Source organism: Streptomyces fractus (assembly GCF_049844455.1).
Lineage (GTDB): Bacteria > Actinomycetota > Actinomycetes > Streptomycetales > Streptomycetaceae > Streptomyces > Streptomyces fractus.
The window spans coordinates 8,547,213-8,571,793 of sequence record NZ_JBMYHI010000002.1 but is presented as its reverse complement, the minus strand read 5'-3'; the positions used below and the strand labels follow the sequence as shown (position 1 = coordinate 8,571,793).

Sequence of the window (24,581 nt, the reverse complement as noted above, 5' to 3'; positions counted from 1 at the left end):
CTTTAGCGTGGAAGCCATGGACGCCAGGAACGAAGCACGGGAGTTCCTCATGTCCCGTCGAGCGAACCTCACGCCGGAACAGGCCGGCCTGCCGGCCTCCGGGCACCGCAGGGTGTCGGGCCTGCGCCGCGGCGAGGTCGCGATGCTCGCGGACGTGAGCCCCGAGTACTACGCCAAGATCGAGCGCGGCCACCTTGCCGGTGTCTCCGACGCCGTGCTGGAGTCACTCGCCCGGGCGCTGCGACTGGACGACGCCGAGCGTGAACACCTCTTCGACCTCGCCAGGGCAGCCAACGGCGCGGCCCGGCCCGTACGCAGGCGCAGTCCGAAGAAGTGGGTGCCCCGGGACAGCCTGACCCGTGCGCTGGACGCCATCGCCCTCGGACCCGCGTTCGTACGCAACGGCCGGATGGACGTCCTCGCCACCAACGCCCTCGGGCGCGCCTTCTACGACGAGGTGTTCGACGGCCCCGGGCAGGGAAACCTGGCCCGTTACTGCTTCCTCGACGAACGGGCCCAGGCGTTCTACCCGCACTGGGAGGCGGCCGCCGACATCACCGTGTCGATCCTGCGCACGGAGGCGGGCCGCGACCCCCGGGACAAGCAGCTGCACGACCTGATCGGCGAGCTGTCCACGTGCAGCGACGAATTCCGGACCCGCTGGGCAGCCCACAACGTGCGCCGCCACGGATCGGGCACCAAGGAGTTCCACCACCACGAGGTCGGCGACCTCACGCTGACGTACGAGGGTCTTGAGCTGACCGCCGAGCCCGGCCTCTCGTTCCTCATCTACACCGCTGAGCCCGGCTCGCCCAGCCAGGAACGCCTGCAACTGCTCGCGAGCCTCGCCGCGACACCCACCACGCGGCCGTCCCGCGACGGACACCCGACCACGACCCAGGAGGGCTGACCATGCACACCAGAACACTCGGACACGGTGGACACGGCCTGGACGTGTCCGCGATCGGGCTCGGCGCGATGGGCATGTCCCAGAGCTACGGCCCCAACCCCGGCAGCCGCGACGACATGATCGCCGTGCTGCGCTCCGCCGTCGACGAGGGCGTGACCTTCTTCGACACCGCCGAGGTCTACGGGCCGTACGTGAACGAGGAGTTGGTCGGCGAGGCGTTCGAGCCGATCCGCGACCAGGTCGTGATCGCCACCAAGTTCGGATGGGACATCCAGGACGGCCGCAGCGTCGGCCTGGACAGCCGCCCCGAGCAGATCCGCCGCGTCGCGGAGGCGTCCCTGAAGCGGCTGCGTACCGACGCGATCGACCTGTTCTACCAGCACCGCGTCGACCCCGACGTGCCGATCGAGGATGTCGCGGGCACGGTCGGCGAGCTGACCGCCGAGGGGAAGGTCAGGCACTTCGGGCTCTCCGAGGCCTCGGCCGCCACCATCCGCGCCGCGCACGCCGTGCAACCCGTGACCGCGGTCCAGAGCGAGTACTCGCTGTGGACACGGGACCCCGAGGCCGAGGTACTGCCCACGCTCGCCGAGCTCGGCATCGGCTTCGTACCGTTCAGCCCCCTGGGGAAGGGCTTCCTCACCGGCACCGTCGACACCTCCACCACCTTCACCGACGGCGACATCCGCCAACGCGTCCCGCGCTTCGAGGCGCAGAACCTGGCCGCGAACCAGGCCCTCGTCGACCACGTCCGCCGGCTCGCCGAAGGGAAGGGCGCGACGCCGGGCCAGGTCGCCCTTGCCTGGCTGCTCGCGCAGCAGCCGTGGATCGTGCCGATCCCGGGCACCCGCCGCACGGCACGCATCCAGGAGAACAACGCCGCGACGGCCCTCGCGCTGTCCGCGGACGAGGTGGCCGACCTCGACGGCCTCGCCCAACAGGTCGGCGTCCGCGGCGACCGCTACAACGCCCAGCACATGGGCTACGTGAACCGCTAGAGCGGCCCGCACCGAAGACCGCACCGAACCAGAAGGAAAGCACGCAGAACATGACCGCCACCGGATTCGACCAGATCTTCCCGCTCGGCGAGAAGAACGACGCCTACGCCCAATACTTCACCGGCCAGAGCTACCTCGCCCCGCTCGCCTCGGGCAACGTCCCCGTCAGCAACGTCTCCTTCGAGCCGGGCTGCCGCAACAACTGGCACATCCACCACGGCACGGACGGCGGCGGTGACCAGATCCTGCTGTGCACGGCGGGCAGCGGCTGGTACCAGGCCGAGGGCGAGGACCCCATCAGCATGGAGCCCGGAACCGTGGTGCGCGTCCCGGCGGGCACGAAGCACTGGCACGGCGCGAAGGCCGACGCGTGGTTCTCCCACGTCGCCTTCATCACCCCGGGCGAGAACGTCAGCAACGAATGGCTCGAGCCCGTCACCGACGAGGCGTACGGCAAGCTGCCGAGGAACGGAGCGACCGCATGACCATCCTGAACGAGACCTACACGCTCTCCAACGGAGTCGAGATCCCCCAACTGGGGCTCGGCACCTGGTTCATCGACGACGACAAGGCGGCCGAGGCGGTCCGCGCGGCCGTGGAGATCGGCTACCGCAACATCGACACCGCCCAGGCCTATGGCAACGAGCGCGGTGTCGGCGAGGGCGTGCGCACCGCCGCGGTCCCCCGCGACGAGCTGTTCGTCTCGACGAAACTCGCAGCCGAGATCAAGGACTACGACCGGGCGGTCGCCTCGATCGACGAGTCACTTCACAAACTCGGTCTCGACCACATCGACCTGATGCTCATCCACAGCCCGCAGCCGTGGGACGACTTCCGCGGCGGCGACTACGCCGAGGGCAATCGCGCAGCTTGGCGCGCGCTCGAAGAGGCCCACCAGGCCGGCAAGATCCGCTCCATCGGGGTCTCCAACTTCCAGCAACAGGACCTGGAGAACCTCCTCCAGGGCGCGACCGTCGTGCCACACGTGAACCAACTGCTCGTCCACGCCGGCAACACCCCCTCGGAGCTCCTGGACTACTGCGCCGCGAAGCAGATCCTCGTCGAGGCGTACTCGCCGATCGCCCACGGCGCGATCCTGGAGAACGCCGAAGTCCAGGCAATGGCCAAGAAGTACGGCGTGACCGTCCCGCAGCTGTGCATCCGCTACACCCTGCAACTCGGCACGGTCTCCCTGCCCAAGACGTCGAACCCCGACCACATGCGCTCCAACGCCGAGGTCGACTTCGAACTCTCCGCCACCGACATGGACGCCCTGCGGGGCCTGCGCGACGTGGACTACGGCGAACACAGCGCGTTCCCCGTCTACAGCGGCAAGTGACACCAGACGACGGGCCGAGACCGGTCAGCACGGTCTCGGCCCGAGGCCGTTGCGGCTGTTGCCGTCTGCTCGGAGCACCGCCCGGGCCGCTCTGACGACCTCTTCGTCCATGTCCATTCCATCAGCCAGGACCTGGAGCAGTCGGGTCTGCCATACGTCTGGGTCCGTCGCGTACGCGTCGAGGACCCGTACGCCGTATTCCCCGCCAGCCAGCCGTTCGCGGACTGCGCGCTGCAGGACGGTATGGAGTTCCGCAACGACTCCGCCGATCCCGGTAAGCCTCTGGGCCGCGCCTGTGGCCAGCGCGATGGCCACAATCTCCGCTTCGGTCACTTGACCCTCCTGTGGTTGTGCAGGTTGTGCGATCTCGTGGTCCCCACCGTGTTCGGGCGTGCTGCAATACCTCTGAACTTTTGATGAGGGCGACATTGAAGCGGAGGCTGTGCGGTGGACAGCAGATCTCCCCGACCACTCCGGATCGAAGTGCTCGGGCCCTTACGGGCCTGGCGGGGCGAGACGCCGCTGAGGTTGGGGCCGGCCAAGCAGCAAGCTGTGCTGTCCGCACTGCTCCTGGGCCAGGACGCCGTATGCAGTCATGAGCGACTGCTCGACGCGGTGTGGGGTGCACAGCCGCCCGCAGACGGCAGCAAAGTGCTGCCCACGCACGTCAACTCACTGCGAAGGGCGCTCGATCCAGAAGGTGCGCGACCCTCGGAGTCGGTGATCCGCAGCGGTACGGGGTGGTACCGCTTCGCCGTTGAGGAAGTCGGGCTCGACACGACGGATCTGGAGGGGCAAAGCAGCGAAGCGATGCGTGCGTTCGCATCCGGAGATCTGACCACCGCCGCGGACCAACTATCGCGTGCAATAGGCATATTCAGGGGAGAACCGCTGTCCGGTCTGCCGGGGCCGTTCGCACGCGAGGAACGTCAGCGATGGATGGAGCGGCGACGAACACTACAGGTGGAGTGGCTCAGGTGTCTGGTGCTGCTGGGCCGCTACGAGGAGGCTCTGGACGGCCTCGGTGTGGCATCGCCCGCGTCTGACGGATACGACGAGCGACTGACAGTCCTGCACATGCGGGCCTTGTACGGCTGTGGCCGGCAGGGAGAAGCACTGCGCGCCTTCGAGGACATGCGCGTGCGGTTGCGGGACGAACTCGGCACTCACCCGGGTGAAGAACTGCGCCGCGTCCATGAAGCGGTGCTGCGACAGGACGACACCGTCCTCATAGGCTTACCGGCTCCCGTTCCTCCACGGCACAGTGGCGTGCCTGCTGAACTCCCCCTCGACACTGCCGGATTCGTCGGTCGAACCGAAGAACTCGCCCAGCTCCACGCTCTGCTCCCGCCCGAGCCCGGGCAGGGCGACACCGTGCCAAGATCCGTCGTGATCTCCGCCATCGGCGGCGCCGCGGGCATCGGCAAGACAGCGCTGGCCGTGCACTGGGCACACCAGGTGCGTGACCGGTTCCCGGACGGCCAGCTCTACGTCAACCTGCACGGCTTCGATCATGACCGGCGGCCACTCGAGCCTCGTGAGGCGCTGGAACTGCTGCTGCGCAGCCTCGGCCTCACGGCCACGGAGATCCCTTCCCTGCCCGAGGCACAGGGCCGGATCCTGCGCACACTGCTTGCCGACCGGCACGTGCTCGTCCTGCTGGACAACGCGGCCTCGCCCGAACAGGTACGTCCGCTGTTGCCGGGCAGTCCGACCTGCTGCGTCATCGTCACCAGCCGCAACCGTCTCGGCGACCTCGTCGCCCACGACGGGGCCCACGCCCTCGCTCTGGGCCTTCTCCGGGGCACCGAGGCCCGGACGCTGCTGGGCCGAGCCGTCGACTCGGAGCGGGACTCCACCGATGGGGCCGCGGTGAGCGAGTTGATCCACCTGTGCGGCAGGCTGCCTCTGGCGCTACGGGTGGCCTCTGCCCAACTGGCGGGAGATCCTGGCCTGCGTCCGGCCGACCTGGTCGCCGAGATGGCCGAGGGCCATCGTCTGGCAGCGCTGGAGCCGGACTCGGACGCCAACACCCCCCTGCGTACGGCCTTTTCCGTGTCCTACCGGGTTCTGGCACCAGCCGCGCGCCGGCTCTTTCGCCTGCTCGGCCTGTTCCCTGGGGCGGAGTTCACCGCGGAGTCCGCGGCAGCGCTCGGGGACATGCCGCTGACACAGGCCCGCCGTCTGCTCAGCACCTTGACAGAAGCTCACTTGATCGAACCCACGACGGTGGGCCGGTACCAGTTCCACGATCTCCTACGCGAATACGCGCAAGAATGTGCACGGGCGGAGGAGCCGGCAGCGGATCGCGACGCGGCGCTGGAACGGCTCTTGCTCTGGTACCTGCATGCGGTACGCGCCGTCGCGGGAACCTGGCTCTTCCCGGAACTGCCCCCGGGACTCGGCCGCCACGGGCACCCATGCCTGCCCTCCCCCGCCGTCGCCACGCCATGGCTGGAGGCGGAACGCGGAAATCTGCTCGCCTGCATCGACCATGCCGCCCACCACGGTCCCCGTCCCGTCGCATGGCACATGGTCAACGCACTGTTCGGCTACTTCTTTGCCCAACTACCGCGAGCAGCGTGGCAGGCCGCCGCGCAGACCGCGCTCGATGCGGCGGTTTCTGAGGCTGACCCGTTCGGCCAGGCAGCCATGCACATCAGCCTCGGGCTGATCCAGGCCGACTGGGGGAATCCTGCGCTGGCCCTCGACCATCATTCCCGTGCGCTGCACATCAGCAGGGAACTCGGGTGGGCGACGGGCGAAGCAGCAGCCATAGGCGGCCAGGGCCAGGCAGAGTGGAACATGGCGCAGCTCGAGAAGGCACAGCTGCACGTCACCACCGGCACGAGGATCGCCCGCGAGGCCGGAAATCCCTACCTCGAAGTCTTGGGGTCCGTCGTCATCGGACTGGCCTGCCGGGACATGGGCCGACTGCACGAAGCTGCCGAACAGCTCGAACTCGCTATCCGCCTGGGAACCCAGATCAAGGGGTGGGACAACAGCCTGGCCTTGCAGAATCTTGGCTGGGTGTACTGGGAACTGGGCCGTCCGACCGACGGCCTCGCGCTCCTCGTGCCCGAGGTGACCGCCAGCGAGAGTGAGGGCAACCATCACGCCCATGCCGCAGTGCTCGACGCTGTCGCCAAGAACAACATCGCGCTCGGTCGACACAGTGAAGCACTGACACAGGCAGAGCACGCCTACGCCCTGGCCAAGGACAAAGGACGGCGCTGGACCCAGGCGAGCATTCTCAACACGATGGCCACCGCCCACCGAGAACTGAAACAACTCGACCAGGCGGCCCAGGCCGGCACGCAGGCACTCTCTGTGGCCCGTCAAGGGAAGTACACGCGCCCCGAGGCGGACAGCCTCCTTGGCCTGTCTCTCACCTTTAGAGACATGAGCCTCGGCAACGAGGCCCGTGTCCACGCCGAACAGGCGCTGGCGCTGGCACGTGCCTGTTCCTTCCGCGTGGTCGAAGGCCAAGTGCTGACCAGCCTGTGCGGCATAGCGGCATCCGAGGAATCCGCCGCCACAGCAATCGAGTTGGGGCGTCAGGCCCTCACCATTCATCGCGAGACCGGCCACCGCCCCGGCGAGGCCCTCACCCTCCAGGCACTCGCCCAGGCCGCCCACTTGAAGACCGAGATCGGCTGAGGACACGTACGAGCGCTCCCGGAGCCCGTCAGATGTCGACCTCTGTCGCGGTCCCAGTGCCCAGCCAGCAGAAGCGGTCGGCGATGTCGGCAGGCGACGCCCTCGGTGGGTGCGGAGCTGAGGGCGACGCCCGCCGCTCCGTATCCGCGGTCCAGCAGGAGTTGGACGAAGACGCCGCCCGCGGAGTGGCCGATCAGGATCGGCGGTCGGTCCAGGCCGCCGACCAGGGGCTCGAGGCTCTCGACGATCTGCTCGACGGTGGCCTTCTCGATCGGGGGCGGATCCGCGTGGGTGACCCAGTGCTGCGAGCTCCTTGGTGTCACCCAGAAGCCGTGGATCAGGACGATGGTGTCAGGGGGTGCTCATGCCCCCTCCTCGCGGGATGTCAGCGTGTGACAGCGCGGTACGCGGCCTCGATGTGCCGGACGACGATGTCCGGACGAGACATCATCGCGACGTGCGAGGCCCCCTTGGCCTCGACGAATTGCTCTTGGCGCGTTCGGCCATGAAACGCTGCGCGGCCGGCGGGATGACACGGTCGCCGGACGCGACGACGTACCAGGACGGCACGGTCTTCCACGCCGGTACGCCGCTGGGTGTGCCCAACCCGCCGATGCTGCCCGGGCGTTGGGCCGTCGCCATGATCGCGGTCTGCGCCTGCGGCAGGTCCTGGGCGAAGACGTCGTGGAACTTCACGGGGTCGATGTAGCCATCCACACCGGGCTCGGCCCCGGGAATCGGGTACGGGCGGCCGACGAGGGCGCTCTCCAGTTGGCTGCCGGGGAACTTCGCGGTGAGGGTGAGCGCGCTCTCGCCCTCGTCGGGCGCGAAGGCGGCGACGTAGACCAGCGCCTTGACGTTCGCGTTGCCGCACCCGGCGTTCGCTGCGGCAGGCACGGCGGGATGCGCTGGACACCGTAGCGATCAACGTCCTGCTGGAAGGAAGCGGTGGATTCGCCTGGGACAGCCACCAGCAGTTCATCGCAGAGTGCGCTCCGACCCTGGCACCCATGTCCCAGGGGTACGCGTACTCGTGGACGGGCACCTGGAGCGCGCTGGCCCTCATGTTCGACATGGATCGCCTCGCCATCCCCGGGGACACCGTGCGAGCGTCCGTCCCGCTCCTTCAGTACAGCCCCATCGGAGCGCTGCTCACTGATCACATCCGTGGACTGCGCCGTATTGCCGACCAGTTGGAGGGCGGCGCCGAGACCGAAGCGCTCGCCAACGCCACCATGGAACTCACGCGCGCGTGGATCCTTTCCGTCGCGGGCGACGACCGCATCCGCCGGCAGGTCGCACGGGAAACCCTCCTCACGCGTGTCCTGACCTACGTGCGGGCCCATCTGCGCGAGCCCGACCTCACGCCCCAACGCATCGCCTGGGCCCACAACACGTCCGTACGCACCCTGTACCGGCACTGCGAGGAGGGCGGCCTCAGCCTCCAAAAATGGATCATCCGACGCCGCCTGGAAGGCACACGCGACGATCTGGCCGCGGCCACCCACCGGCACCGCGCCATCGAGTCCATCGCCCGTTCCTGGCGCTTCACGAGCCCCGCGTACTTCTCCCGCCGCTTCGGCCAGACCTACGGGCTCACGCCCAGTGAATGGCGGCGGTCCAACCACGGCGGCACATCGCGCGGGAAAGCGTCATGACGTGACGCCCGGCCGACGGGGCAGGCCCGGCCGTCCCGCCGTCAGACGCTCGTATCACTCTCACGCTCGCGCTCGAAGCGGCTGGGGAACGGGAAGTAGTTCTCCAGGAAGGCATGGATCTTCCGGTGGATCTCTTCCTGCTGCTCGGACGGGGTGTTGACGTCGTTGAGGCAGAAGAAGTCGAACCGGCGGTTCGTCAGGAGCTCGGCGAGCCGCTCGTCCGCGTCGGCCCGGGCCACGTCGACGTAGCGCGCCTTGTACGTCGCGGGCACCGCACGGCCGGTGAGGAATGCCTGGTGGTGGTGGAACGAGGCGCCCATGGCGATGTCGGTCGGGGCACGGAACCGGGAGCGGCTGGTGCGGTCCACGTCGGCCGCGAAGCGCTCCTCTATCTCGCGCATCACCGAGCGGATCTGGGGGTGCGGGGCGTGCGCGAACTTGTTCACGGTCATCCGCCCGTGCTCCTCGAACAGCAGACACCGGACGTTCTTGCCCGCCGAGTTGGGGGCCGGTTCGTCGGGATGCGGTGCGCCGAGGCCGAGTTGGGAGGGTGAGAAAGGGCACCTTGGCGATGCCGTTGCCGTGGAAGAAGTGGCCCGCCGTGACGGGGCGGCCGAGGAAGACGTCGTCGTTGAAGTACAGGTACTGCTCGGACAGGCCCTCGATGTGGTGCAACTGGGTGCCGATGGCATGGGAGTTGAAGACGGGGAGCATGTCCGGGTCGCGGAACACCTCCTTGTGGTCGACGACCCGGATGCCGGGCGCCGAGGTGTCCAGCCACGCGGGGGTCTGGCCGTCGGTGACGATGTACACGTTCCTCAGGAACGGGGCGTACATGTCCAAGGACCGCAGGGAGTACTTGAGTTCGTCGTGGCTCGTGTAGCGGGAGGCGCCCGCCTCGCGGGACTCCGCGTCGGGGACCCGGCCGGTCCGGTGGGCCTCGCGCTTGGCGGCCAGCGCGGGGTCGTCGCCGTCCACCCACGTGTAGACGACGTCCAGGGGGAACGTGACCGTGTCGATGCCGGGTTCGGCGAAGTCGGCGAACGTGGGGTGGGCAGTGCCCCGGATCGTGCGGGTGGCGGGCTTCTGGGCCTCGGCCGGTACGACGTCGGAGACCGCGTTGGGTCGGGGCCCCACCAGCGCGCCGTCGAGGAGGGCGGGCGGCGCCTGGAAGCGGAGGCCGCCGAGGAGTTCGGCGGCGCGCTCGTCGCCCTGTTCCCGCTGCTCACGGAGCTGCCCGCCATCGCGCCAGAACTCCACGTCGCACCCTCGCACCAGGCCCGCGAGCACCTGTCCGGAGGGGCCGAGGAGTATTTCGCCGAAGCGGATGGCCGAGCGCCGCTTGAGGTCTGTGGGCAGCGCGCCTTCGGCGTACAGCGCGGCGCTGCCGGGCCAGATGTCCGATACGGGTTCCGCCGCGTAGAGGGCCGTGCCGGCGTACAGCTCGCGCAGGGACCTCAGCAGGGCCTTGCGGTCGCTCAGCCGAATGCCGACGACGTACCGCTGTACGGAGCGGCCGGGCACCAGGAAGTAGTCGACGCCGCCGTGTTCGAGGGCCGCCGTGACGAGGTGGAGATTGCGCTCGGCCGCCCGCCCCTCCTCCAGACTGCCGACCCGGCGACCTATCCAGGTACGCCCGTCGGCCGTCACCTCGGCCAACGACGCGTCACCCGCGAGCAGCTCGCCACGCCGGTCCACCGTGGTGACCTCAGGCGCGGGCTCCTCCCGTACGTCTCGACGGAAGCGGGCGAGAAGGGGTCTGGGGGTCGCCATTTCGTACATCCGATCTGTCAAACGGGCAGCCGTGCCGCGCCCACCGAGGGGCTGCTGAGGTGTCGGACGGCTCGTGTGCCGTGAGAGACCGCCTCAGGCTATGTCGGCCGGACGACTGTTCGGCCGGGCCGGGTGCCGGAACGGCAAGCGTGAGAAAGACGTGACGGATTCTCTGCCAAAGTGCCGCCTGACCACGTACAACCATTTCGGGATGACGGCGGCTGCCTACGCCGTCCGTCCACAGCCCGGCCTGCTACGACACCGGCACCCGCGCCGGATCAGGGACGGCCAGCTCCGTCAGCAAATGCGCGTACTTGGCGGGCCGCTCATCGAAGCCGGCCCGGGCGGCGATCCAGTTCGGCCGCGCTCTCCGCCGTCGCACGCCCCTCGGGACCGGCCTGCACGAGCAGGGCCCAGCCTGGCAGGAGGATTGCCGTGACGGATTCCGTGGACGTGGTGGAGACTGGCTAGATGCCTCGCGACGCCGGCGGATCCGTGTTCGTAGTGCTGGGTTTCGTTCTGGTCGCCGCTGGTGTCCTGTTTCGGGGACTCGTCCTGCGTCCATTCTCGGCGAAGCGTGCCGAGGCTGCCGGAATCCGGGAGCGCTCCAGAACGCTGCTGTGTGCTGCGGACATGGCGATTGCCGCCGCGCGCCGCCGCGCCGCGAGCGGCGAACCGGCAATCGTCACGGTCGACGACGTGACTACGACTGCACGTCAGAACTACGGGTACGTGGTGGAGCGCGAACAGGCGGCTGCCGCCCTCCGCCACGCATTCAAAGCCGCCGGTGACCAGTCGGACTGCATGACCGACGCTTTCGACTGAGAACCCAATTGGGAGCCCATAGCGATGCGGGTCCCGACGGATGATCAGGCAGGTTAGCCTGCGGGTCACGAGCGTGATGGCTACGAGGTGGACATTCGCTCGGAGTGCTGAGGCGAGGTCTCGTAATCGCGGACGTTTCGTCGCGCGTGCAACAGCCATGCCATGGCCTCGCCACCACCCGCCGACGCGGAAGGATCACGAACCCCTTTGCCCGGTAAACGGCGATGAGGGTGATGCCCTGAATCTCGGGGTCGTGTCCAGGCCCAGGGCATCGACGGCCTCTCCCGTGACCTTCGTGATGCTCTGCGCCCAGCGTGCGGCGTGGTGGGCAAGGGCCAGGGATTCGACCCCGCCGTCGATGCGAGGGGCGAGCCGTGCATGCGTGGTCACGCAGGGACGGTAGGGACCGAAGAGTCCCGGCGACAGGCGGACTTCACCTTCCACGTACCGGACGGTGCCCCGCGCATTCTTGAACGAAGGAGCAGTACCGGGCCATGGTCTCTTGGCATTCGGCGGGACTCAGCTCACGCCGGTGGGGTTGTACGCGCGTCCAGTGCTGCCAGGGCCCTTCCAGTGTGAGGAAGCGCGCGGCATGGTCGGTGCCGTAGGTCGCATCGAGGTGGAGCAGAGCACCCAGGGCGGACGACTGGTCGTAGTCCAGATCGGGCCGGGCCAGATAGCGGTCGAGGTACGCAGCCAGCAACTCGGCGTCGGCTGGAGTGCCAAAAGTGGCCAGGGTGATGCAGTACGCATGCCCGGCACAGCAGACCTCGCTGGCCAGGAGAAGTTCGCCCAGGTGCGGGCGGAAGCCGGTGTGGCCGGCTATCGCGATCAGCCATGCGGCGGTCTTGCGTTCCCGCCAGCCGCAGTCGAGCAGCAGATGGAGTTCGCGGTGTGTGACGGCGTCCACACCCTTGGCCAACTGCCGTGCAAATCGGCGGCGTTCACGCTCGGTAAGGTGGAAGATCCCGTGGTTCAGGCGGAGGTAACGCCGGTCGACAGCGACATGACGGCGGCGCAGTGCGTCGAGTTCCGGATCGCGGTCGGTGCGCATTCCTGCATACTGCCCGACGCCCGACTCCAGGGCATCGGAGTTTGCCACGCCTGACCCGGTCCAGGGCATCAGTCGGCCGTCAGGATCCGTCCTCGACCCCCTTGGCCGCGTCCCGCGCGTCGGCGACTGTGCGGCATCCCGCCACGATGCGGCCTATAGGCTGAGGACGTGAGGATCAAGAGAACAGGCAGACAGTGGCGCGCCGCCGCGATGACCGCTTCTGCCGTACTCACCGCCGGGTGCGCCCACGCCGTCAACACCGATGAACTGCTCGGCCGGTACCGCAACGAGAAAACTGGCGGGCAGATCCGTCTCGCGCGCGACGGAGCGTTCACCGCAACGCACGTGTCGACCACACAGGTACCCCATGGTGAGCAGGCCCCGCGATGCGCGAGCGGAGCGACCTGCGCGCAGCATGCGGCCCGAGATCAGCCCCGGCGTGGTCACCACGACGACTGCGAGAGCGTAGGGGACGGTGACGAGCCAGCCGACCGTTCCCTGCGAGTAGCCCATGCCCTCATGCAGGAACGACGGCAGCCAGGCCACCTTCAGCGAGGTGATGAGGTAGCCGGCGAACGACAGGGAGGCCAGGCCCCAGAAGCTGCCGAGCCTGAGCATCGAGGAGAACGGGACGTCGATGTCCCCGTTGGGGTCGGCCGCCGCCTCCCCGTCCGTCGCCGCGGCACGTTGGGGCCCCATGCCGGAGGCGCGACGAGTCACCAGGAGCCACACCACGACCCAGGCCAGACCCACGACGACCAGCGCGACGAACGCGGCGTGCCAGTCCCAGGTCAGCATGGCCCAGGTGAGCAGGGGTGCGCCGAGCAGCGGTCCCACCGAGGCGCCGGAGTTGATGATCGAGCCGGCGAAGGCGCGGGTGTGCGGCGGGAACTTGTCGGCGACGATCGACTGGCACAGCGCGTGCGCCGGGCCCTCGAAGAAGCCGAGCACCATGCGCGAGACGAGCAGGACGGCCAGCGTGGTGGGGAACATGAGCGGCGCCATGCTGATCACCCAGGCGAGCATCAGCAGGGTGGCCGCCCAGCGCCATCCGATCCGGCGGAAGGTCAGCGTCACCACGACGGCGCCGACCGCGAACAGCCAGAAGAACCCGCTGGATATGAGGCCGTACTGCGTCTCGCTCAGCCCGAGGTCGCGCTTGATGTCGTGGGCGGCGAGCCCGATCGCCGCCTTGTCGGCGAAGTTCAGCGTGAAGAAGGCCAGGAGCAGGCCGATGATCCACCAGTCCCGGGCCGAGACATGCGGCCAACCCCCCTTCCCGACGCCTTGGGCAGGTGCCCGTACACCTGTGTCCTGCGCAGCCACATGAACCTCCCGATCACGTAGGCGCCACCCGTGAGTGATGCACACCACACACAACCGGGAAGTCATCGGACGGAACAAGCACGAACTGGGAGAGGAAGCCTTCGGCGATCCTGAACGGCCGGGTACTGGGCAAGCCGGTCTGGACGGTGGAGAGTTGTCCCGCCCAGCCATAGGGGCGGGGCGGCGGGGTCTACTCTGCGTGGGTGATCAGGTTGCCGTCGGAGCAGTGGTTGGCGTGATCGCCCGCGTAGTCGCCGAGTACCGGAACGACGGCGACCTCCTGGAGGCAGTTGGCTGCGGAGCTGACGTTCCAGTCGTCCGAGACACCGAGTCCTGAGCCGAAGTTGCTGCCGTTGTCGGCGTGGGCGGGGGCGGCGATACCGATGGTGGCGAGCGCGAGGCCCGCGACACTGATGATCTTCTTCATGTGCGGTGAACGACGCTCCCCACTCGCAGGTTGCGGGACAGCCACCGGTGCGCCCGGCACGCGGAAGTCGACGGTCAGCGCGTCTGCCTGGGACGCGCTACGTCGCCGCACTCTGCCCTGAGCCCGCGCCACGGCCGAAGAACAGTGACGCCACGAACGTCACGAGGCCGATGACACCCGCGAGGACGAACGCCGCGCTCAGGCCACTCGCGTCGGGCGCACCGGACGCACCGTCGGACGCACTGGACGCCACGGTGACGAAGACCGCCGTACCGAAGGCGCCCGCGACCTGCTGCATCGTCGCGAGGATCGCGCTGCCGTGGGAGTGCAGGTGGTCCGGCAGCACGTTCAGGGACGCCGTCATCAACGGCGTCATCATCAGGCCGAGCCCGCCCATGAGCAGCAGGTGCATGCCGATGACCGCGACCAGCGAGGAGTCCGGGCCGAGCAGCGAGAACAGCCACAGCGAGGCCGCCAGCGCGGCCGCCCCCGGGATCACCAGCGGACGCGCGCCGACGCGGTCGTAGAGCCGGCCCACCGGGCGGCCGAGGACGCCGAGGAGCAAGCCGCCGGGCAGGACGGCGAGGCCACTGACGAAGGTGGTCGTCCCCATGACCGTCTGGAGGTAGAGCGGCAGCAGGATCGCGGCCGCGCCCAGCATGCACATGAACAGCAGCGCGGACAGCAACAGGGCTACGGAGAAGGTGGGGTTCGCCAGCGGGCGCAGGTCCAACAGGGCGCGATCCCGGCGCTGCAACCGCAGTTGGCGCAGGACGAACACGGTGAGGGAGAGCAGGCCGGCGACGATCGGCATCCACGGCGCGACGGTGTGCTCCCCGCCGCCGGACTCGCCGATGGAGGCGAGGCCGTAGAGGATGCCGCCGAAGCCGATGGCGGAGAGCACCACCGACAGCACGTCCAGCGGCACCTTCCGCGTCTCGCTGTCCAGGCGCAGCCATATCGCGCCGATCGCCAACGCCGCCAGTGCCAGCGGCAGGACGATCCAGAACATCCAGCGCCAGCCCAGCGAGGACAGCACCGCGCCGCCCACCGTCGGGCCGATGGCCGGGGCCACCGCGATGACGATCGTGATGGTGCCCATCATCGCCCCGCGACGCTCCGCGGGGACCAGGCGCATCACTGTCGTCATCAGCAACGGGATCATCACGGCGGTGCCGAATGCCTGCACCACGCGTCCGGTGAGCAGCACGCCGAAGCCCGGTGCGAGGGCGCTGATCAGGGTGCCGGTGCTGAACGCCGTCAGTGAGGCCAGGAAGATCCGGCGCGCGGAGAAGCGTTCGAGGAGGAAACCGGTGATCGGGATGACCACGGCCATCGTCAGCAGGAAGCCGCTGGTCAGCCACTGCACGGTCGTCGTGGAGACCCCCAGGTCGACGGTGAGGTCGCGTAGGGCGATGCTCAGGATCGTCTCGTTGAGGATCATCACGAACGCGGACGCGACAAGGACGGCGATGAGGACGCCTGCGCGCGCCGGTGTACCTGCGCTCGGAGCGGCCGAACTGCCGCTCTCCCCGGGTGCGTCCACGTTCTCGACGTTGATTGGCTGGCTCATGTGGGGCTGTACCTCGCAAGAGTCGGTCGAAGTCACGCGCCCGACGGGCCGGGCCGCTCACCCCCCAACGGCCCCTGGGGGCAGGACATTCCCGGTATGACGGCGATCAGAATGACGTAGACCAGAATGACGTAGATCAGAATGACGGCGATCCGAGTGACGGCGATGCGAGCAGATCACGCCGACGCGGCGGATCACCGTCGTCGGCCTACCCCCGCGGGAAGTCGACACCGGCCGCGAGCAACCGCGCCTCGACCAGAGCGTTCAGCCGGGCGATGGAGGGGGCGTCGTCCTCGCGGTGGCGGTTGACGAGTGCGTACCGGGCCGCGTTGTCGGACCCGCCGCGTAGTCCGGTTCCCGCCGCCAGCAGTTCGCGGTCGGCCAGCACCTTCTCGGCGAGCGCCGCGGCCAGTTCGTCGAGGCGCGGGTCGTCGGGCGGCCAGGACCCCGCGTCCCAGGCGCGCTTGGTCAGTTCGACGTGCTCGGGGTCGTCGAGGAGATGCTCGAGTCTGGTCAGGAAGGCGTCGAACATCTCCGGGACGAGGGCGCGGGTGAGCACCAGTGCCTCCCGCTGCGTCGCCAAGTACTCGGCAGGGAAGGCGAGTTCGGCCATGCGGTCGAGGACCGCGCAGGCCCGGTCGGGCAGCAGGGCACGGTCACCATGAGTGATCCGGTGCAGCGTGTCGCGGCGCGCGACCAGGTCTTCGATCTGGTCGGTGAGCCGGCGGTGGACGTCGTCCAGGGCAGCGGTGAACCGCTCGGGCCCCGCGTCGAGCAGTTCGCCGACCTCGGCGAGCGGCACTCCGGCCCCGGCCAGGGTCCGCGCCTGCACCAGGCGGAGCAGTTCGGCCGAGCCGTAACGCCGGTAGCCCGACGTGTCCCGCTCCGGCTCGGCGACCAGACCGAGCCGGTGATAGTGCCGCACGGTCTTGATCGTGACGCCGGCGTAGGCCGCCGCCTGACCGATGGTGAGCCCGCCCTTGGCACGCATCCGTTCCAACTCCCCCGCCGAGACGTGACCTTGACCTTGACCTTAGGGCAGGGACCACGCTCGCCGTACTGCCACTTCGGAGCGCTGCCACTTCGGAGTACTGGCATTTCTGAGTACCGGCATGTCTGACACAGGAACAGAGGAGACGACCATGAGCCAGTCCCCGCACCCCGCGACCGACGTCACCGCCGGCGGCCCGGACCGTCCGCAACTGCGCGGCATCCTCCAGGAGATCGTCGATTCCGGCATCACCGGAGTCCAGCTGCGGGTGCACGACGAACAGGGCGCGTGGGTCGCCACCGCCGGCGCGGCCGAGCTGGGCGGCAGCTCCGAGCCTCCGGCCGAAGGGCACGTCCGTATCGGCAGCAACACCAAGACCTTCACCGCGACCTTGGTGCTGCAACTGGTGGCCGAGGGCAAGGTCGACCTCGACGCGCCGGCCGTCGACCACCTCCCCGGGTTCGACCTCGACCGCCGGATCACGGTGCGCATGCTGCTTCAGCACACCAGCGGGGTGTTCAACCACACCGGTGAGCTCTACGAGGACGGGACCGTGGTCCCCGGGATCCCTTCGACCCTCGCGGGCAAGGAGTGGGTGGACAAACGCTTCCACACCTACCGCCCACAGGAATTGGCCCGGCTGTCCCTGTCGAAGCCGCCGCGGTTCGAGCCGGGCGCGGGCTGGAGCTACTCCAACACCAACTACGTGCTGGCCAGACTGCTCGTCGAGAACGTCACCGGCCGCCCGTGCGCCGAGGTGACCCAGGAGCGGATCGTGCGACCGCTCGGCCTGACGGGCACGGTGGTGCCGGGCACCGCGCAGGCCATCCCCGAGCCGTACGCCCACGCCTACTACCGGTACGAGGACGCCGGCCACCGGCACACCGTCGACGTCAGCCGCCAGAACCCGACCTGGATCGACGCAGGCGGCGACATGATCTCCACCACCCGGGACCTGCACACCTTCATCTCCGCGCTGGCCCGTGGTGAGTTGCTGCCCGCCGCGCTCCTCGCCGAGATGAGCGAGCCGCACCCCGAGAGCGGCTTCGGGCTCGGCCTGCGCATCCAGCAGACCGGTCCCGACGGGGACACCCTGCTGTTCCACAACGGCGGCCACAGCGGCCACGCGGCCCTGATGTACAGCACGGCCGACGGCAGCAGGACCCTGACCGCCACGCTCAACTACGTGGACGATGCCGAACTGACCATGGCTGGACCGTTCATGAAGGCTCAGGACAGGCTCGTCCAGGCGGTGTTCGGCGGCTGAGCCGGCACAGGAGGGCAGGTGGCGGGCGGCGGTGGGGAACGGTGCGTCTCAGCGACCGTGTGCCCGACTCCACACCCGCTCGCCTCGCCGGCTCCTCGGCGCCGCGGGAGACGTGCCGACACACGGCCGACGACGGTTCGTACGCCACGACGCGCCCCGACCAGCGCCTGTACGCCGATGAGGACCCAGACAAAGTTCGACGTCACCGAGGGCCATGCCCCACTGGCGGCGGCGGACACGGCCAGGAGGGCGCCACCGAGCATGTTGACCACCTGAAACGTCGGAGCGTCCGGCTCGATGACACGACGCGAGACCAACAGATAGGCGGCAGCCGTGCTCAGGGCACCTACCCACCCTGCTGCCGTCGCCGCGGAGGTCGTGATTGCCTGCATGTCCCCCATAGTGGACACCCACTACATACAGATCAATCGAAGTTCTCTACGCCGGGGGTTAAGCTGGATTGAATGGACGTGGACCCGCGGAAACTGGCCGTTCTGCTCGCCGTGCACCGGGCAGGCGGGATCCTCGCGGCCGCCGACGTGCTGCACCTGACGCCCTCTGCCGTGTCGCAGCAGATCAGCCGCCTCGAAACCGAGGTCGGCACCCCGGTCCTCGACCGCCAGCCGCACGGCGCCGTGGTCACGGCCGCGGGCCGGGTGCTCACCGAAGCGGCCGAACGCATCGAGTCGGAACTGACGAACGTCACACGGTCGTTGGCGGCCTTGCGGGAGGAGGTCTCCGGCACCGTGGTCATCGCCGCGTTCCAGACGGTGATCCGGGCGCTGCTCGTCCCGCTGGTGCACCAATTGCGTGCCGAATTCCCGGGCCTTGAGCTGCAGATCCACGAGATGGACGGCGAGAAGGCGCAGCAAGAACTCCGCGCCGGGACGGTGGACCTCCTGATCGTGGAGGCCGAGACACCCATCGGCCGCAGGTCCGCGCGGGGAACCCGGGACGTGCCGATCCTCGAGGAGCCATGGGTGGTCGTCACACCCGCCGGAACCCCGACACCCACCACCCTGGCGGACCTCGAACACCTCATCTGGCTCGGTGTCGACACGGACGCCGCCGCCCACGGCGCCACCGAACACGTACGCCGCGGCATGACCCTCGCCCGCACCGCCCACAGCTATTACGACTACAACGCCGCCCTGGCGCTGGTCGCAGGAGGACTGGGCGTCGCGGTGGTGCCGTCACTGGCCGTGCACGGCATGCCCGTTGAGGGCGTCAAGGCGGTGTCCGTGCCGGGGCTCGGCTTCCGCCGCTTGATCGCCCGGCACCGCACCAGCCGCGCCGAGCCGCGCAAGGAGGTGGCCACGGTCCTGGACGGCGTCATCAAGGCCGCCGCCGAGCTGCCGTCCCCGACGGCATGACGCCCAAGCCAGGAGCGCCGCTGGAGGTGGTGACCGGACCGCCACCTCCACCGGCGGCGGAAATATTCACTCGCCTACGCCGCACCGGCCTGCCTACCCTTTCCCCGCTGCTTCCTTCCGTAGGGCATCCGTGCCCGTGCGGCCGAACCACCGGGCCCCGTGCCCACCGAAAGGGTGTCTTGATGACCCGGCCCGCGCCGAGCGCGCCTCACCGCGACGAACCACGTACACGTAACGCCTGTACGGCACGTACCCGCCGCGAATAGTCGACCGATCCGGATCCCGATCCGGCCGTCGAGGCCGCTCGGCCTGCTCTTGCTGTCGATGACCACCTCCCCAGCAAGGAGCACCGGTGTCCGAGCACACCCCCAACCCCAATCCGAACCCCAGCGCCACCCTCAAGATCAGTACGTTCGTCTGCGCCTGGTGCGGTCTCACCGTGACCCTCGCCGATCCGGACGGCCGCAGCCGTAACCACTGCCCTTCGTGTCTGCACTCGCGCCACGTCCTGGACCACGTTCAGGGCGGCCGCACCGAGTGCCACGGCCGGATGTCCCCGATCGCCATCGCCGTCCTGCGGACCGGCGACTGGATGATCGTCCACCGCTGCGTGCGGTGCGACGAGCTCACCTCGAACCCGGTGAGCGCGGACGACAACCAGCTCGTACTGATGCGGATGGCGGTACGGCCACTGGCCCAACCACCCTTCCCCCTCGAAACGTTCGGAACACTGTGAGCGGGGAGGTGCGACATGCCACGCCGTAACCGAACGTCGTCCGACGGCCCCGCCTCCCGGCGGCGCCGTCAGCCCGAAGGCCACCGCACCCGCGATTTCCGTTGCGCGGGCTGCCGGTTGTACGTGTCTCTGGACGCCCCGGGCAGCGGCCACCGCAACCACTGCCCGAACTGCCTGACCAGCTTGCACGTGGACGCCCGGATCCCGGGCGACCGCGCGTCGGACTGCCGGGGCCGCATGGACGCGTTGACGGTGTCCTGCCGCCCGGACGGCGAGTGGCTGATCGTCCACGAGTGCCTCTCGTGCGGCGAACTCTCCACCAACCGCATCGCGGGCGACGACAACGCCCTGGCCCTGATCCGCCTCGCGGTCCTCCCCCTCCGGACGACGGCCCGAGCGGCGCACCACACGCTGCTGATGCTGTGACGGGCAGCCGGTACGGGCAGCGCCCGTACCGGCCACGGCCCGGAAACTCCACGTACGGCGGACGCCGCCTGCCCCTGCCAGGTCGGCGAGGTGCCCGAGCCGAGACGCCTCGGCGGCCATCCGCTGGCTGGTCGGCGTGACGATGGGCCGGGATCTGAGAGCAGTAAATCCAGCAGTAGATCCCCCATCAGGATGAGGAGGCCGAGACCTCGGTCAGTCGATGCCTTCGACGATGCGGAAGTCGCGCTCGACTCCGTCGGAGAGGGCGACCAGCGCCTCCTGGTAGGCCGCACTCTCGCGCGCCGCGACGGCCTGCTCGAAGCTGTCGAACTCGATCAAGATGGTGCGCTCGGCGATTCCGGCGTCGTGCGCCACGACCCGACCGCCACGGACAACGGTCCGACCGCCCCCGGCCTTGACCGCCGGACCAGCCAGTCTGTTGTAAGCAGCCAGCTTCTCGGGATCTGAAATGGTCCGGTAGACGCTGACCCAGTAGCCCTTGGGCATGAACCCTCCAGTGTTGGGATGAGTGCATCTGACTTAGAGGTGCTAACAAAGGCGTTGAACGTGCCGATGAGTGATCAGGCAGGCGGCCAGCCCGAGAAAGGCTTCATGGATGTCGTCACGCCGCTCCCAGCGGATGCGGAGACGGCGGAAGCCGTGCAGCCACGCGATGGTGCGCTCGACCACGTACCGGAAGGTGCCCAGTCCGGTGCCGTGCAGCTGACCGCGCTCAGCGATCACCGGACGGATCCCGCGTTGCCGCACGAGGCGTCGGTACTTGTCGTGGTCGTAGCCGCGGTCGGCGAACAGCAGGTCCGGCCGCTTGCGCGGCCGTCCGACCGTGCCGGCCACCGGTGGAACCTTGTCGAGCAAGGGCAGGAGTTGAGTGACGTCGTTGCGGTTGCCGCCGGTCAGCGACACGGCGAGCGGGATGCCCTGGCCGTCGGTGAGCACGTGGTGCTTGCTGCCCGGTCGCGCGCGATCGACCGGGCTCGGCCCGCTTTTGGGCCCCGTCGGGCGGCCCGGACGTGCGAGGAATCGATCACCGCCCGCGACCAGTCCAGCTTGCCCGCTGACCGCAGCTTCTTCAGCAGCACGAGGTGCAGTTCGTCCCACACGCCCGCCTCGTTCCAGGCGGCCAGCCGGCGCCAGCAGGTCATGCCCGAGCCGAAGCCCAACTCCTGGGGCAGGTACTCCCATTGGATGCCGGTGTGCAGGACGAAGAGGATCCCGCACAGTGCCTGCCGGTCCGGAACCCGCGGTCTGCCCTCGACCTTCTTCGGGCCCGGCTTCGGCAGCAACGGCTCGATCAATGACCACAGTTCGTCCGACACGATCCATGGTCGCGACTGACGCTCTCCCATGACCAGACCTACGGACAGACAGACCGAAACACTCATGATCAGCAGCTTTTGTTAGAACCAGTTAGACGTCGTTTCTTTTGGTGTTTATGCCTTCCGGATCAGCGGTCGTTCGTGGGCTCTGCACACTCAGCCAAGAGGGCTGCGAAGGCCGCACTAGCGGAGTCAGCGGGGAACACCCGCAGGACCGCGTCGCCCTCCGGTGACGTGATCACGTAGCTTCGCGCCAGGTAGGAGAGATCTCCCCAGGGTTCTCGGGTGTGGGTCCGCATCAGGACCTGGCCGCATCGCGTGCAGGTGATCCACGGCACGAGAACGTTGGCTGCGTCCGGGTCGGCCGCTCCCGACGACTCGATAATGTCGCCGACGTGCTCGATCAGCTTCAGCTGGGTCGGCGCGCTGTCCCCACGGCACTGAAGGATCTTACGCGTGAGCAACTCCCTCTCGCCCCAGCCCTCCGCGAGGACGGATATCTGCGCCCTGACCGTCTCACTGATCGGCACCTGGTGGGTGAGGAGCCCGGAGACAAGCAGGCCAAGCCCCGCTTCCTGCTCGCCGATATCCCAGCAGTCCTTCATCTCATGGGCCTCAACTTCGGGAAGCAAGGCAGCGAGCCGGTTCCAGACAACAACGTCATCGGTCACCGGACAGACGCTACCGGCCAGCGCTGACACCCAAACGTCGCAGGCAGATGAGGGTTGCTGCTATGCCGACGAAGGCGAGGAAGTGCTCGGGTTTGCGTTCGTAGCGGCGGTGCAGCCGTCGACAGCCGGCCAGCCAGGAGACGGTTCGTTCAACGACCCAGCGGTGACGGCCGAGCCGGGTGGAGGACTCGACTCCCTTGCGGGCGATGCGGTGACGTATGCCGCGTGAACGAAGCCATCGCCGCAGGTGGTTGTAGTCGTAGCCCTTGTCCACATGCAGCTTCGCCGGCCGCCTGCGGCGTGGGCCGCGACGGGAACGGATGGGCGGGATTCCACGGACGAGCGGTTCCAGTCCCTGGCTGTCGTGCATGTTGGCGCCGGATATGCCCAGTGAGAGCGGCAGTCCGTTCCGGTCGGTGACCAGATGGATTCTCGATCCCAATTTGCCTCGGTCGGTCGGATTCGGTCCCGTCAGAAGCCCCCTTTTGCCGCCCGGACGCTGACGGAGTCGATCGCGCACCGCGACCAGTCCAGCTCACCCCGCGCCCCGAGTTCGTCCAGGACCACGCGGTGGAGACGGGCCCAGACCCGGTCCGTGCTCCACTGGGCGAACCGCCGGTAGACCGTCTGCCAGGCCGGGCCGAACACCGGCGGAAGCTGCCTCCACGTACAGCCCGAGGTGGCCACGAAGACGACCGCCGCCAGAACCTCACGGTCACCGGCCCGACGACGGCCCCCGCCCTGCGGACGCCTCACCTCCGTGGGCGGCACCACCCGCCGGAACAACACCCACAACTCATCCGGCACCAACCGCTCAACCAGATCCGTCATGCACAGACCAACGAGCGACCACGCCATAAGAAACGATGTCTTACGGGTTGGTCTCGGACGAGCGTCGGCGGGCGAGAGCGAGGGAGTGCCCCAGACGCCGCGTGAAGCACAGCGCCCTGCTCGCGTACCCGCGGACATCGCCAACACCAACTGCCGGCGGCCCGGTCCCGGGATGCCACGTCCACGATCGCCGTCGGACCACCACCACGTCCCTCACGCAGGGGCATGCGTGGACGATCACGACTGGCAGGTCGCCGTAGCCGCCAAGCCGCCGGGTGGAACGCGTCATTGAGCGCGGAGCGCGAAGTCGGAGAAGTGCGGCGCGCCGGGCTCGTGCGGCACGCGCGCCGCGCGCGCGGCGAAGCTGACAGCGTGGTACCACCCGCACAACAGGAGCAGGTCTAGCAGCTGGAGTTCATCGAAGACCGAGGCGAGCCGTGTCCACAACGCGTCGTCGATGTCGGAACGCTCGTGCAACATGTCGACGGCGAGGATGAGCAGCCGTTCCGGCTCGGATGTCCAGCACCGGTCGGCCGGACATCCGTGCACCAGAGAGGCCGCCTGTTCGTGAGTAAGTCCGACCCGCCCGGCGAACGTCATCATGTGCACGCCCCACTCGTACTCGCAGCCGCACAGCACGCACGTCCGGTCGATGACGATCTCTCGTTCACGCATGGTCAGGCTCAGTTGTCTGCCCAACTCGTATCGACCCCACGTGTGCATGGCGTCGGCCATCGAGAGGTTTCTGGCGAACATCCGGAACAGTCCGATCGGCGGGGCTTCCCCGGGCATCATGCGCGCGAGCAGTGCGCCGGCCTGGTCGGTGTACGGCGGGTCCAGCGGGGCTATCCGAGGCATCGGTTCTCCCGTCCGAGTCGTTTCGAAATCAGAAACGCGCTGACTGGATGCTAGTGTTTCGAATAACGAAACGCAAGGAGGGTTATGCCGACGCCGCGCCCCGGTACACCAGTTCGTGGATCGACGACCGGCCGTCCCCTCATGGCCGCGATGGACCTGTTCGGCCGTCGGTGGGCGCTGAGAATCCTCTGGGAGTTGCGCGCCGGGCCGATCGGCGCCCGCGCGCTGCTGGCACGGTGCGACGGCCTGTCGTCCAGCGTCCTCTATCAGCGGCTCCGTGAACTCGCGTCGAGCGGAATCGTCGCGCCCTCGGCCGATGGATACGAGCTCACTCCGCTGGGGGCCGCACTCGGTGACGCCCTCCGTCCGCTCGACGAGTGGGCGACCACCTGGGCACAGGAGCGAGAAGGCAACGATCAGGAGCCCACGGGGGCGTGAAGGTTTCGTCGGCAGAACGACGCTGCCGTTCGATGCGACAGCTGACGGCCGCCCACCCGAAGGCCGAAGTGATCACCTGAATCCAGGACCTGACGCCAGCTCCCCCTCCC

General features: G+C 68.7%; 25 protein-coding genes and 1 pseudogene. 12 read left to right on the top strand and 14 right to left on the bottom strand.

Features of this window, described 5'->3' with window-relative positions; translation table 11 throughout:
* The first annotated feature begins 16 nt into the window (after positions 1 to 16).
* Genes ACP4E5_RS41020 through ACP4E5_RS41005 form a run of 4 tightly spaced genes read left to right on the top strand, consistent with a single transcriptional unit; the run spans position 17 to position 3,247 of the window.
* Positions 17 to 910 carry a helix-turn-helix transcriptional regulator gene (locus ACP4E5_RS41020; protein WP_425838668.1) on the top strand — a complete coding sequence of 298 codons (894 nt, stop codon included), beginning with the start codon at positions 17 to 19 and terminating at the stop codon, positions 908 to 910.
* A gap of 2 nt (positions 911 to 912) precedes the next feature.
* Complete coding sequence (locus ACP4E5_RS41015) at positions 913 to 1,908, top strand: aldo/keto reductase (RefSeq protein WP_425838665.1); 996 nt, start codon at positions 913 to 915, stop codon at positions 1,906 to 1,908.
* Between the two features lie 50 nt (positions 1,909 to 1,958).
* A complete protein-coding gene (locus tag ACP4E5_RS41010) occupies positions 1,959 to 2,393 on the top strand; it encodes a cupin domain-containing protein (RefSeq protein ID WP_425838662.1) in 435 nt (144 codons plus the stop codon).
* Complete coding sequence (locus tag ACP4E5_RS41005; protein ID WP_425838659.1) at positions 2,390 to 3,247, top strand: aldo/keto reductase; 858 nt, start codon at positions 2,390 to 2,392, stop codon at positions 3,245 to 3,247. Before ACP4E5_RS41010 ends, ACP4E5_RS41005 begins: the two co-directional genes overlap by 4 nt.
* A 24-nt stretch (positions 3,248 to 3,271) precedes the next feature.
* Here the strand turns inward: ACP4E5_RS41005 and ACP4E5_RS41000 are convergent, their stop codons facing one another.
* Positions 3,272 to 3,580, bottom strand: a complete 309-nt coding sequence (locus ACP4E5_RS41000) for a hypothetical protein (RefSeq protein ID WP_425838656.1) — start codon at positions 3,578 to 3,580, stop codon at positions 3,272 to 3,274.
* Positions 3,581 to 3,694: 114 nt separating this feature from the next.
* Here ACP4E5_RS41000 and ACP4E5_RS40995 point away from each other — a divergent pair, with 114 nt between their 5' ends.
* Entirely contained in the window at positions 3,695 to 6,907 is a 3,213-nt protein-coding gene (locus ACP4E5_RS40995) for an AfsR/SARP family transcriptional regulator (protein ID WP_425838653.1), read from the top strand.
* A gap of 447 nt (positions 6,908 to 7,354) precedes the next feature.
* On the opposite strand, the gene ACP4E5_RS40990 is transcribed toward ACP4E5_RS40995, so the two are convergent.
* Entirely contained in the window at positions 7,355 to 7,804 is a 450-nt protein-coding gene (locus ACP4E5_RS40990) for an alpha/beta fold hydrolase (RefSeq protein WP_425838650.1), read from the bottom strand.
* A gap of 113 nt (positions 7,805 to 7,917) precedes the next feature.
* Here ACP4E5_RS40990 and ACP4E5_RS40985 point away from each other — a divergent pair, with 113 nt between their 5' ends.
* On the top strand, positions 7,918 to 8,565 hold the full coding sequence (locus ACP4E5_RS40985; protein WP_425838647.1) for a helix-turn-helix domain-containing protein: 648 nt from the start codon (positions 7,918 to 7,920) through the stop codon (positions 8,563 to 8,565).
* Positions 8,566 to 8,606: 41 nt separating this feature from the next.
* Here the strand turns inward: ACP4E5_RS40985 and ACP4E5_RS40980 are convergent.
* Positions 8,607 to 10,338: pseudogene (locus tag ACP4E5_RS40980) on the bottom strand (stealth family protein).
* 471 nt (positions 10,339 to 10,809) lie between these two features.
* Between ACP4E5_RS40980 and ACP4E5_RS40975 the strand changes: the two are divergent.
* Complete coding sequence (locus tag ACP4E5_RS40975; RefSeq protein ID WP_425838644.1) at positions 10,810 to 11,163, top strand: hypothetical protein; 354 nt, start codon at positions 10,810 to 10,812, stop codon at positions 11,161 to 11,163.
* A gap of 433 nt (positions 11,164 to 11,596) precedes the next feature.
* Here the strand turns inward: ACP4E5_RS40975 and ACP4E5_RS40970 are convergent, their stop codons facing one another.
* The 5 genes from ACP4E5_RS40970 to ACP4E5_RS40950 form a co-directional block, all read right to left on the bottom strand.
* Entirely contained in the window at positions 11,597 to 12,217 is a 621-nt protein-coding gene (locus ACP4E5_RS40970; protein WP_425838641.1) for a DUF6000 family protein, read from the bottom strand.
* A gap of 153 nt (positions 12,218 to 12,370) precedes the next feature.
* Positions 12,371 to 13,543 (bottom strand): MFS transporter, encoded by a 1,173-nt coding sequence (locus ACP4E5_RS40965; protein WP_425838639.1) that lies wholly within the window; start codon positions 13,541 to 13,543, stop codon positions 12,371 to 12,373.
* A 190-nt stretch (positions 13,544 to 13,733) separates the two neighbouring features.
* Positions 13,734 to 13,970 (bottom strand): hypothetical protein, encoded by a 237-nt coding sequence (locus ACP4E5_RS40960; RefSeq protein WP_425838636.1) that lies wholly within the window; start codon positions 13,968 to 13,970, stop codon positions 13,734 to 13,736.
* A gap of 97 nt (positions 13,971 to 14,067) precedes the next feature.
* Complete coding sequence (locus ACP4E5_RS40955) at positions 14,068 to 15,543, bottom strand: DHA2 family efflux MFS transporter permease subunit (RefSeq protein ID WP_425838633.1); 1,476 nt, start codon at positions 15,541 to 15,543, stop codon at positions 14,068 to 14,070.
* Positions 15,544 to 15,751: 208 nt separating this feature from the next.
* Entirely contained in the window at positions 15,752 to 16,534 is a 783-nt protein-coding gene (locus ACP4E5_RS40950) for a MerR family transcriptional regulator (RefSeq protein ID WP_425838630.1), read from the bottom strand.
* A 151-nt stretch (positions 16,535 to 16,685) separates the two neighbouring features.
* On the opposite strand from ACP4E5_RS40950, the gene ACP4E5_RS40945 reads away from it, so the two are divergent.
* Positions 16,686 to 17,801: a serine hydrolase domain-containing protein gene (locus ACP4E5_RS40945; protein ID WP_425838627.1), complete on the top strand. Its 1,116-nt coding sequence runs from the start codon at positions 16,686 to 16,688 to the stop codon at positions 17,799 to 17,801.
* Here ACP4E5_RS40945 and ACP4E5_RS40940 read toward each other — a convergent pair.
* Positions 17,765 to 18,193 carry a CBU_0592 family membrane protein gene (locus ACP4E5_RS40940; RefSeq protein ID WP_425838624.1) on the bottom strand — a complete coding sequence of 143 codons (429 nt, stop codon included), beginning with the start codon at positions 18,191 to 18,193 and terminating at the stop codon, positions 17,765 to 17,767. The two genes, ACP4E5_RS40945 and ACP4E5_RS40940, sit on opposite strands and share 37 nt — an antisense overlap.
* Positions 18,194 to 18,265: 72 nt before the next feature.
* On the opposite strand from ACP4E5_RS40940, the gene ACP4E5_RS40935 reads away from it, so the two are divergent.
* From ACP4E5_RS40935 to ACP4E5_RS40925, 3 genes are all read left to right on the top strand, one after another.
* A complete protein-coding gene (locus ACP4E5_RS40935; RefSeq protein ID WP_425838621.1) occupies positions 18,266 to 19,174 on the top strand; it encodes a LysR family transcriptional regulator in 909 nt (302 codons plus the stop codon).
* Positions 19,175 to 19,526: 352 nt separating this feature from the next.
* Positions 19,527 to 19,910, top strand: coding sequence for an RNHCP domain-containing protein (locus ACP4E5_RS40930; protein ID WP_425838618.1), 384 nt, complete (start codon positions 19,527 to 19,529; stop codon positions 19,908 to 19,910).
* 15 nt (positions 19,911 to 19,925) lie between these two features.
* On the top strand, positions 19,926 to 20,336 hold the full coding sequence (locus ACP4E5_RS40925; protein ID WP_425838615.1) for an RNHCP domain-containing protein: 411 nt from the start codon (positions 19,926 to 19,928) through the stop codon (positions 20,334 to 20,336).
* Positions 20,337 to 20,549: 213 nt separating this feature from the next.
* Here ACP4E5_RS40925 and ACP4E5_RS40920 read toward each other — a convergent pair whose 3' ends face one another.
* From ACP4E5_RS40920 to ACP4E5_RS40900, 5 genes are all read right to left on the bottom strand, one after another.
* A complete protein-coding gene (locus ACP4E5_RS40920) occupies positions 20,550 to 20,843 on the bottom strand; it encodes a DUF1330 domain-containing protein (RefSeq protein ID WP_425838612.1) in 294 nt (97 codons plus the stop codon).
* Between the two features lie 42 nt (positions 20,844 to 20,885).
* Positions 20,886 to 21,703 (bottom strand): IS5 family transposase gene (locus ACP4E5_RS40915; RefSeq protein WP_425842038.1). Its coding sequence is split into 2 segments (ribosomal slippage): positions 20,886 to 21,358 and positions 21,358 to 21,703, totalling 819 coding nucleotides; the frame shifts between segments, so codons are not numbered across the junction.
* A gap of 98 nt (positions 21,704 to 21,801) precedes the next feature.
* A complete protein-coding gene (locus tag ACP4E5_RS40910; RefSeq protein ID WP_425838609.1) occupies positions 21,802 to 22,344 on the bottom strand; it encodes a hypothetical protein in 543 nt (180 codons plus the stop codon).
* Between the two features lie 10 nt (positions 22,345 to 22,354).
* A protein-coding gene (locus tag ACP4E5_RS40905; RefSeq protein WP_425842035.1) for an IS5 family transposase occupies positions 22,355 to 23,175 on the bottom strand; the annotation gives its coding sequence in 2 pieces (ribosomal slippage) (positions 22,355 to 22,833 and positions 22,833 to 23,175; 822 coding nt in all).
* Positions 23,176 to 23,460: 285 nt separating this feature from the next.
* Positions 23,461 to 24,033: a carboxymuconolactone decarboxylase family protein gene (locus ACP4E5_RS40900; protein ID WP_425838606.1), complete on the bottom strand. Its 573-nt coding sequence runs from the start codon at positions 24,031 to 24,033 to the stop codon at positions 23,461 to 23,463.
* 141 nt (positions 24,034 to 24,174) lie between these two features.
* On the opposite strand from ACP4E5_RS40900, the gene ACP4E5_RS40895 reads away from it, so the two are divergent.
* A complete protein-coding gene (locus ACP4E5_RS40895; protein ID WP_425838603.1) occupies positions 24,175 to 24,471 on the top strand; it encodes a winged helix-turn-helix transcriptional regulator in 297 nt (98 codons plus the stop codon).
* The last annotated feature ends 110 nt before the right edge of the window (positions 24,472 to 24,581 follow it).

What these genes read in the sequence shown, in the direction of transcription:
- ACP4E5_RS40970 (WP_425838641.1), bottom strand. Translation starts at nt 12,217, where the DNA reads ATGCGCACCGACCGCGATCCGGAACTCGACGCACTGCGCCGCCGTCAT.
- ACP4E5_RS40945 (WP_425838627.1), top strand. Translation starts at nt 16,686, where the DNA reads ATGAGCCAGTCCCCGCACCCCGCGACCGACGTCACCGCCGGCGGCCCG.
- ACP4E5_RS41010 (WP_425838662.1), top strand. Translation starts at nt 1,959, where the DNA reads ATGACCGCCACCGGATTCGACCAGATCTTCCCGCTCGGCGAGAAGAAC.
- ACP4E5_RS41020 (WP_425838668.1), top strand. Translation starts at nt 17, where the DNA reads ATGGACGCCAGGAACGAAGCACGGGAGTTCCTCATGTCCCGTCGAGCG.
- ACP4E5_RS40940 (WP_425838624.1), bottom strand. Translation starts at nt 18,193, where the DNA reads ATGCAGGCAATCACGACCTCCGCGGCGACGGCAGCAGGGTGGGTAGGT.
- ACP4E5_RS40985 (WP_425838647.1), top strand. Translation starts at nt 7,918, where the DNA reads ATGTCCCAGGGGTACGCGTACTCGTGGACGGGCACCTGGAGCGCGCTG.
- ACP4E5_RS40935 (WP_425838621.1), top strand. Translation starts at nt 18,266, where the DNA reads ATGGACGTGGACCCGCGGAAACTGGCCGTTCTGCTCGCCGTGCACCGG.
- ACP4E5_RS40900 (WP_425838606.1), bottom strand. Translation starts at nt 24,033, where the DNA reads ATGCCTCGGATAGCCCCGCTGGACCCGCCGTACACCGACCAGGCCGGC.
- ACP4E5_RS41005 (WP_425838659.1), top strand. Translation starts at nt 2,390, where the DNA reads ATGACCATCCTGAACGAGACCTACACGCTCTCCAACGGAGTCGAGATC.
- ACP4E5_RS40960 (WP_425838636.1), bottom strand. Translation starts at nt 13,970, where the DNA reads ATGAAGAAGATCATCAGTGTCGCGGGCCTCGCGCTCGCCACCATCGGT.
- ACP4E5_RS40925 (WP_425838615.1), top strand. Translation starts at nt 19,926, where the DNA reads ATGCCACGCCGTAACCGAACGTCGTCCGACGGCCCCGCCTCCCGGCGG.
- ACP4E5_RS40955 (WP_425838633.1), bottom strand. Translation starts at nt 15,543, where the DNA reads ATGAGCCAGCCAATCAACGTCGAGAACGTGGACGCACCCGGGGAGAGC.
- ACP4E5_RS41015 (WP_425838665.1), top strand. Translation starts at nt 913, where the DNA reads ATGCACACCAGAACACTCGGACACGGTGGACACGGCCTGGACGTGTCC.
- ACP4E5_RS40920 (WP_425838612.1), bottom strand. Translation starts at nt 20,843, where the DNA reads ATGCCCAAGGGCTACTGGGTCAGCGTCTACCGGACCATTTCAGATCCC.
- ACP4E5_RS40975 (WP_425838644.1), top strand. Translation starts at nt 10,810, where the DNA reads ATGCCTCGCGACGCCGGCGGATCCGTGTTCGTAGTGCTGGGTTTCGTT.
- ACP4E5_RS40950 (WP_425838630.1), bottom strand. Translation starts at nt 16,534, where the DNA reads ATGCGTGCCAAGGGCGGGCTCACCATCGGTCAGGCGGCGGCCTACGCC.
- ACP4E5_RS40895 (WP_425838603.1), top strand. Translation starts at nt 24,175, where the DNA reads ATGGCCGCGATGGACCTGTTCGGCCGTCGGTGGGCGCTGAGAATCCTC.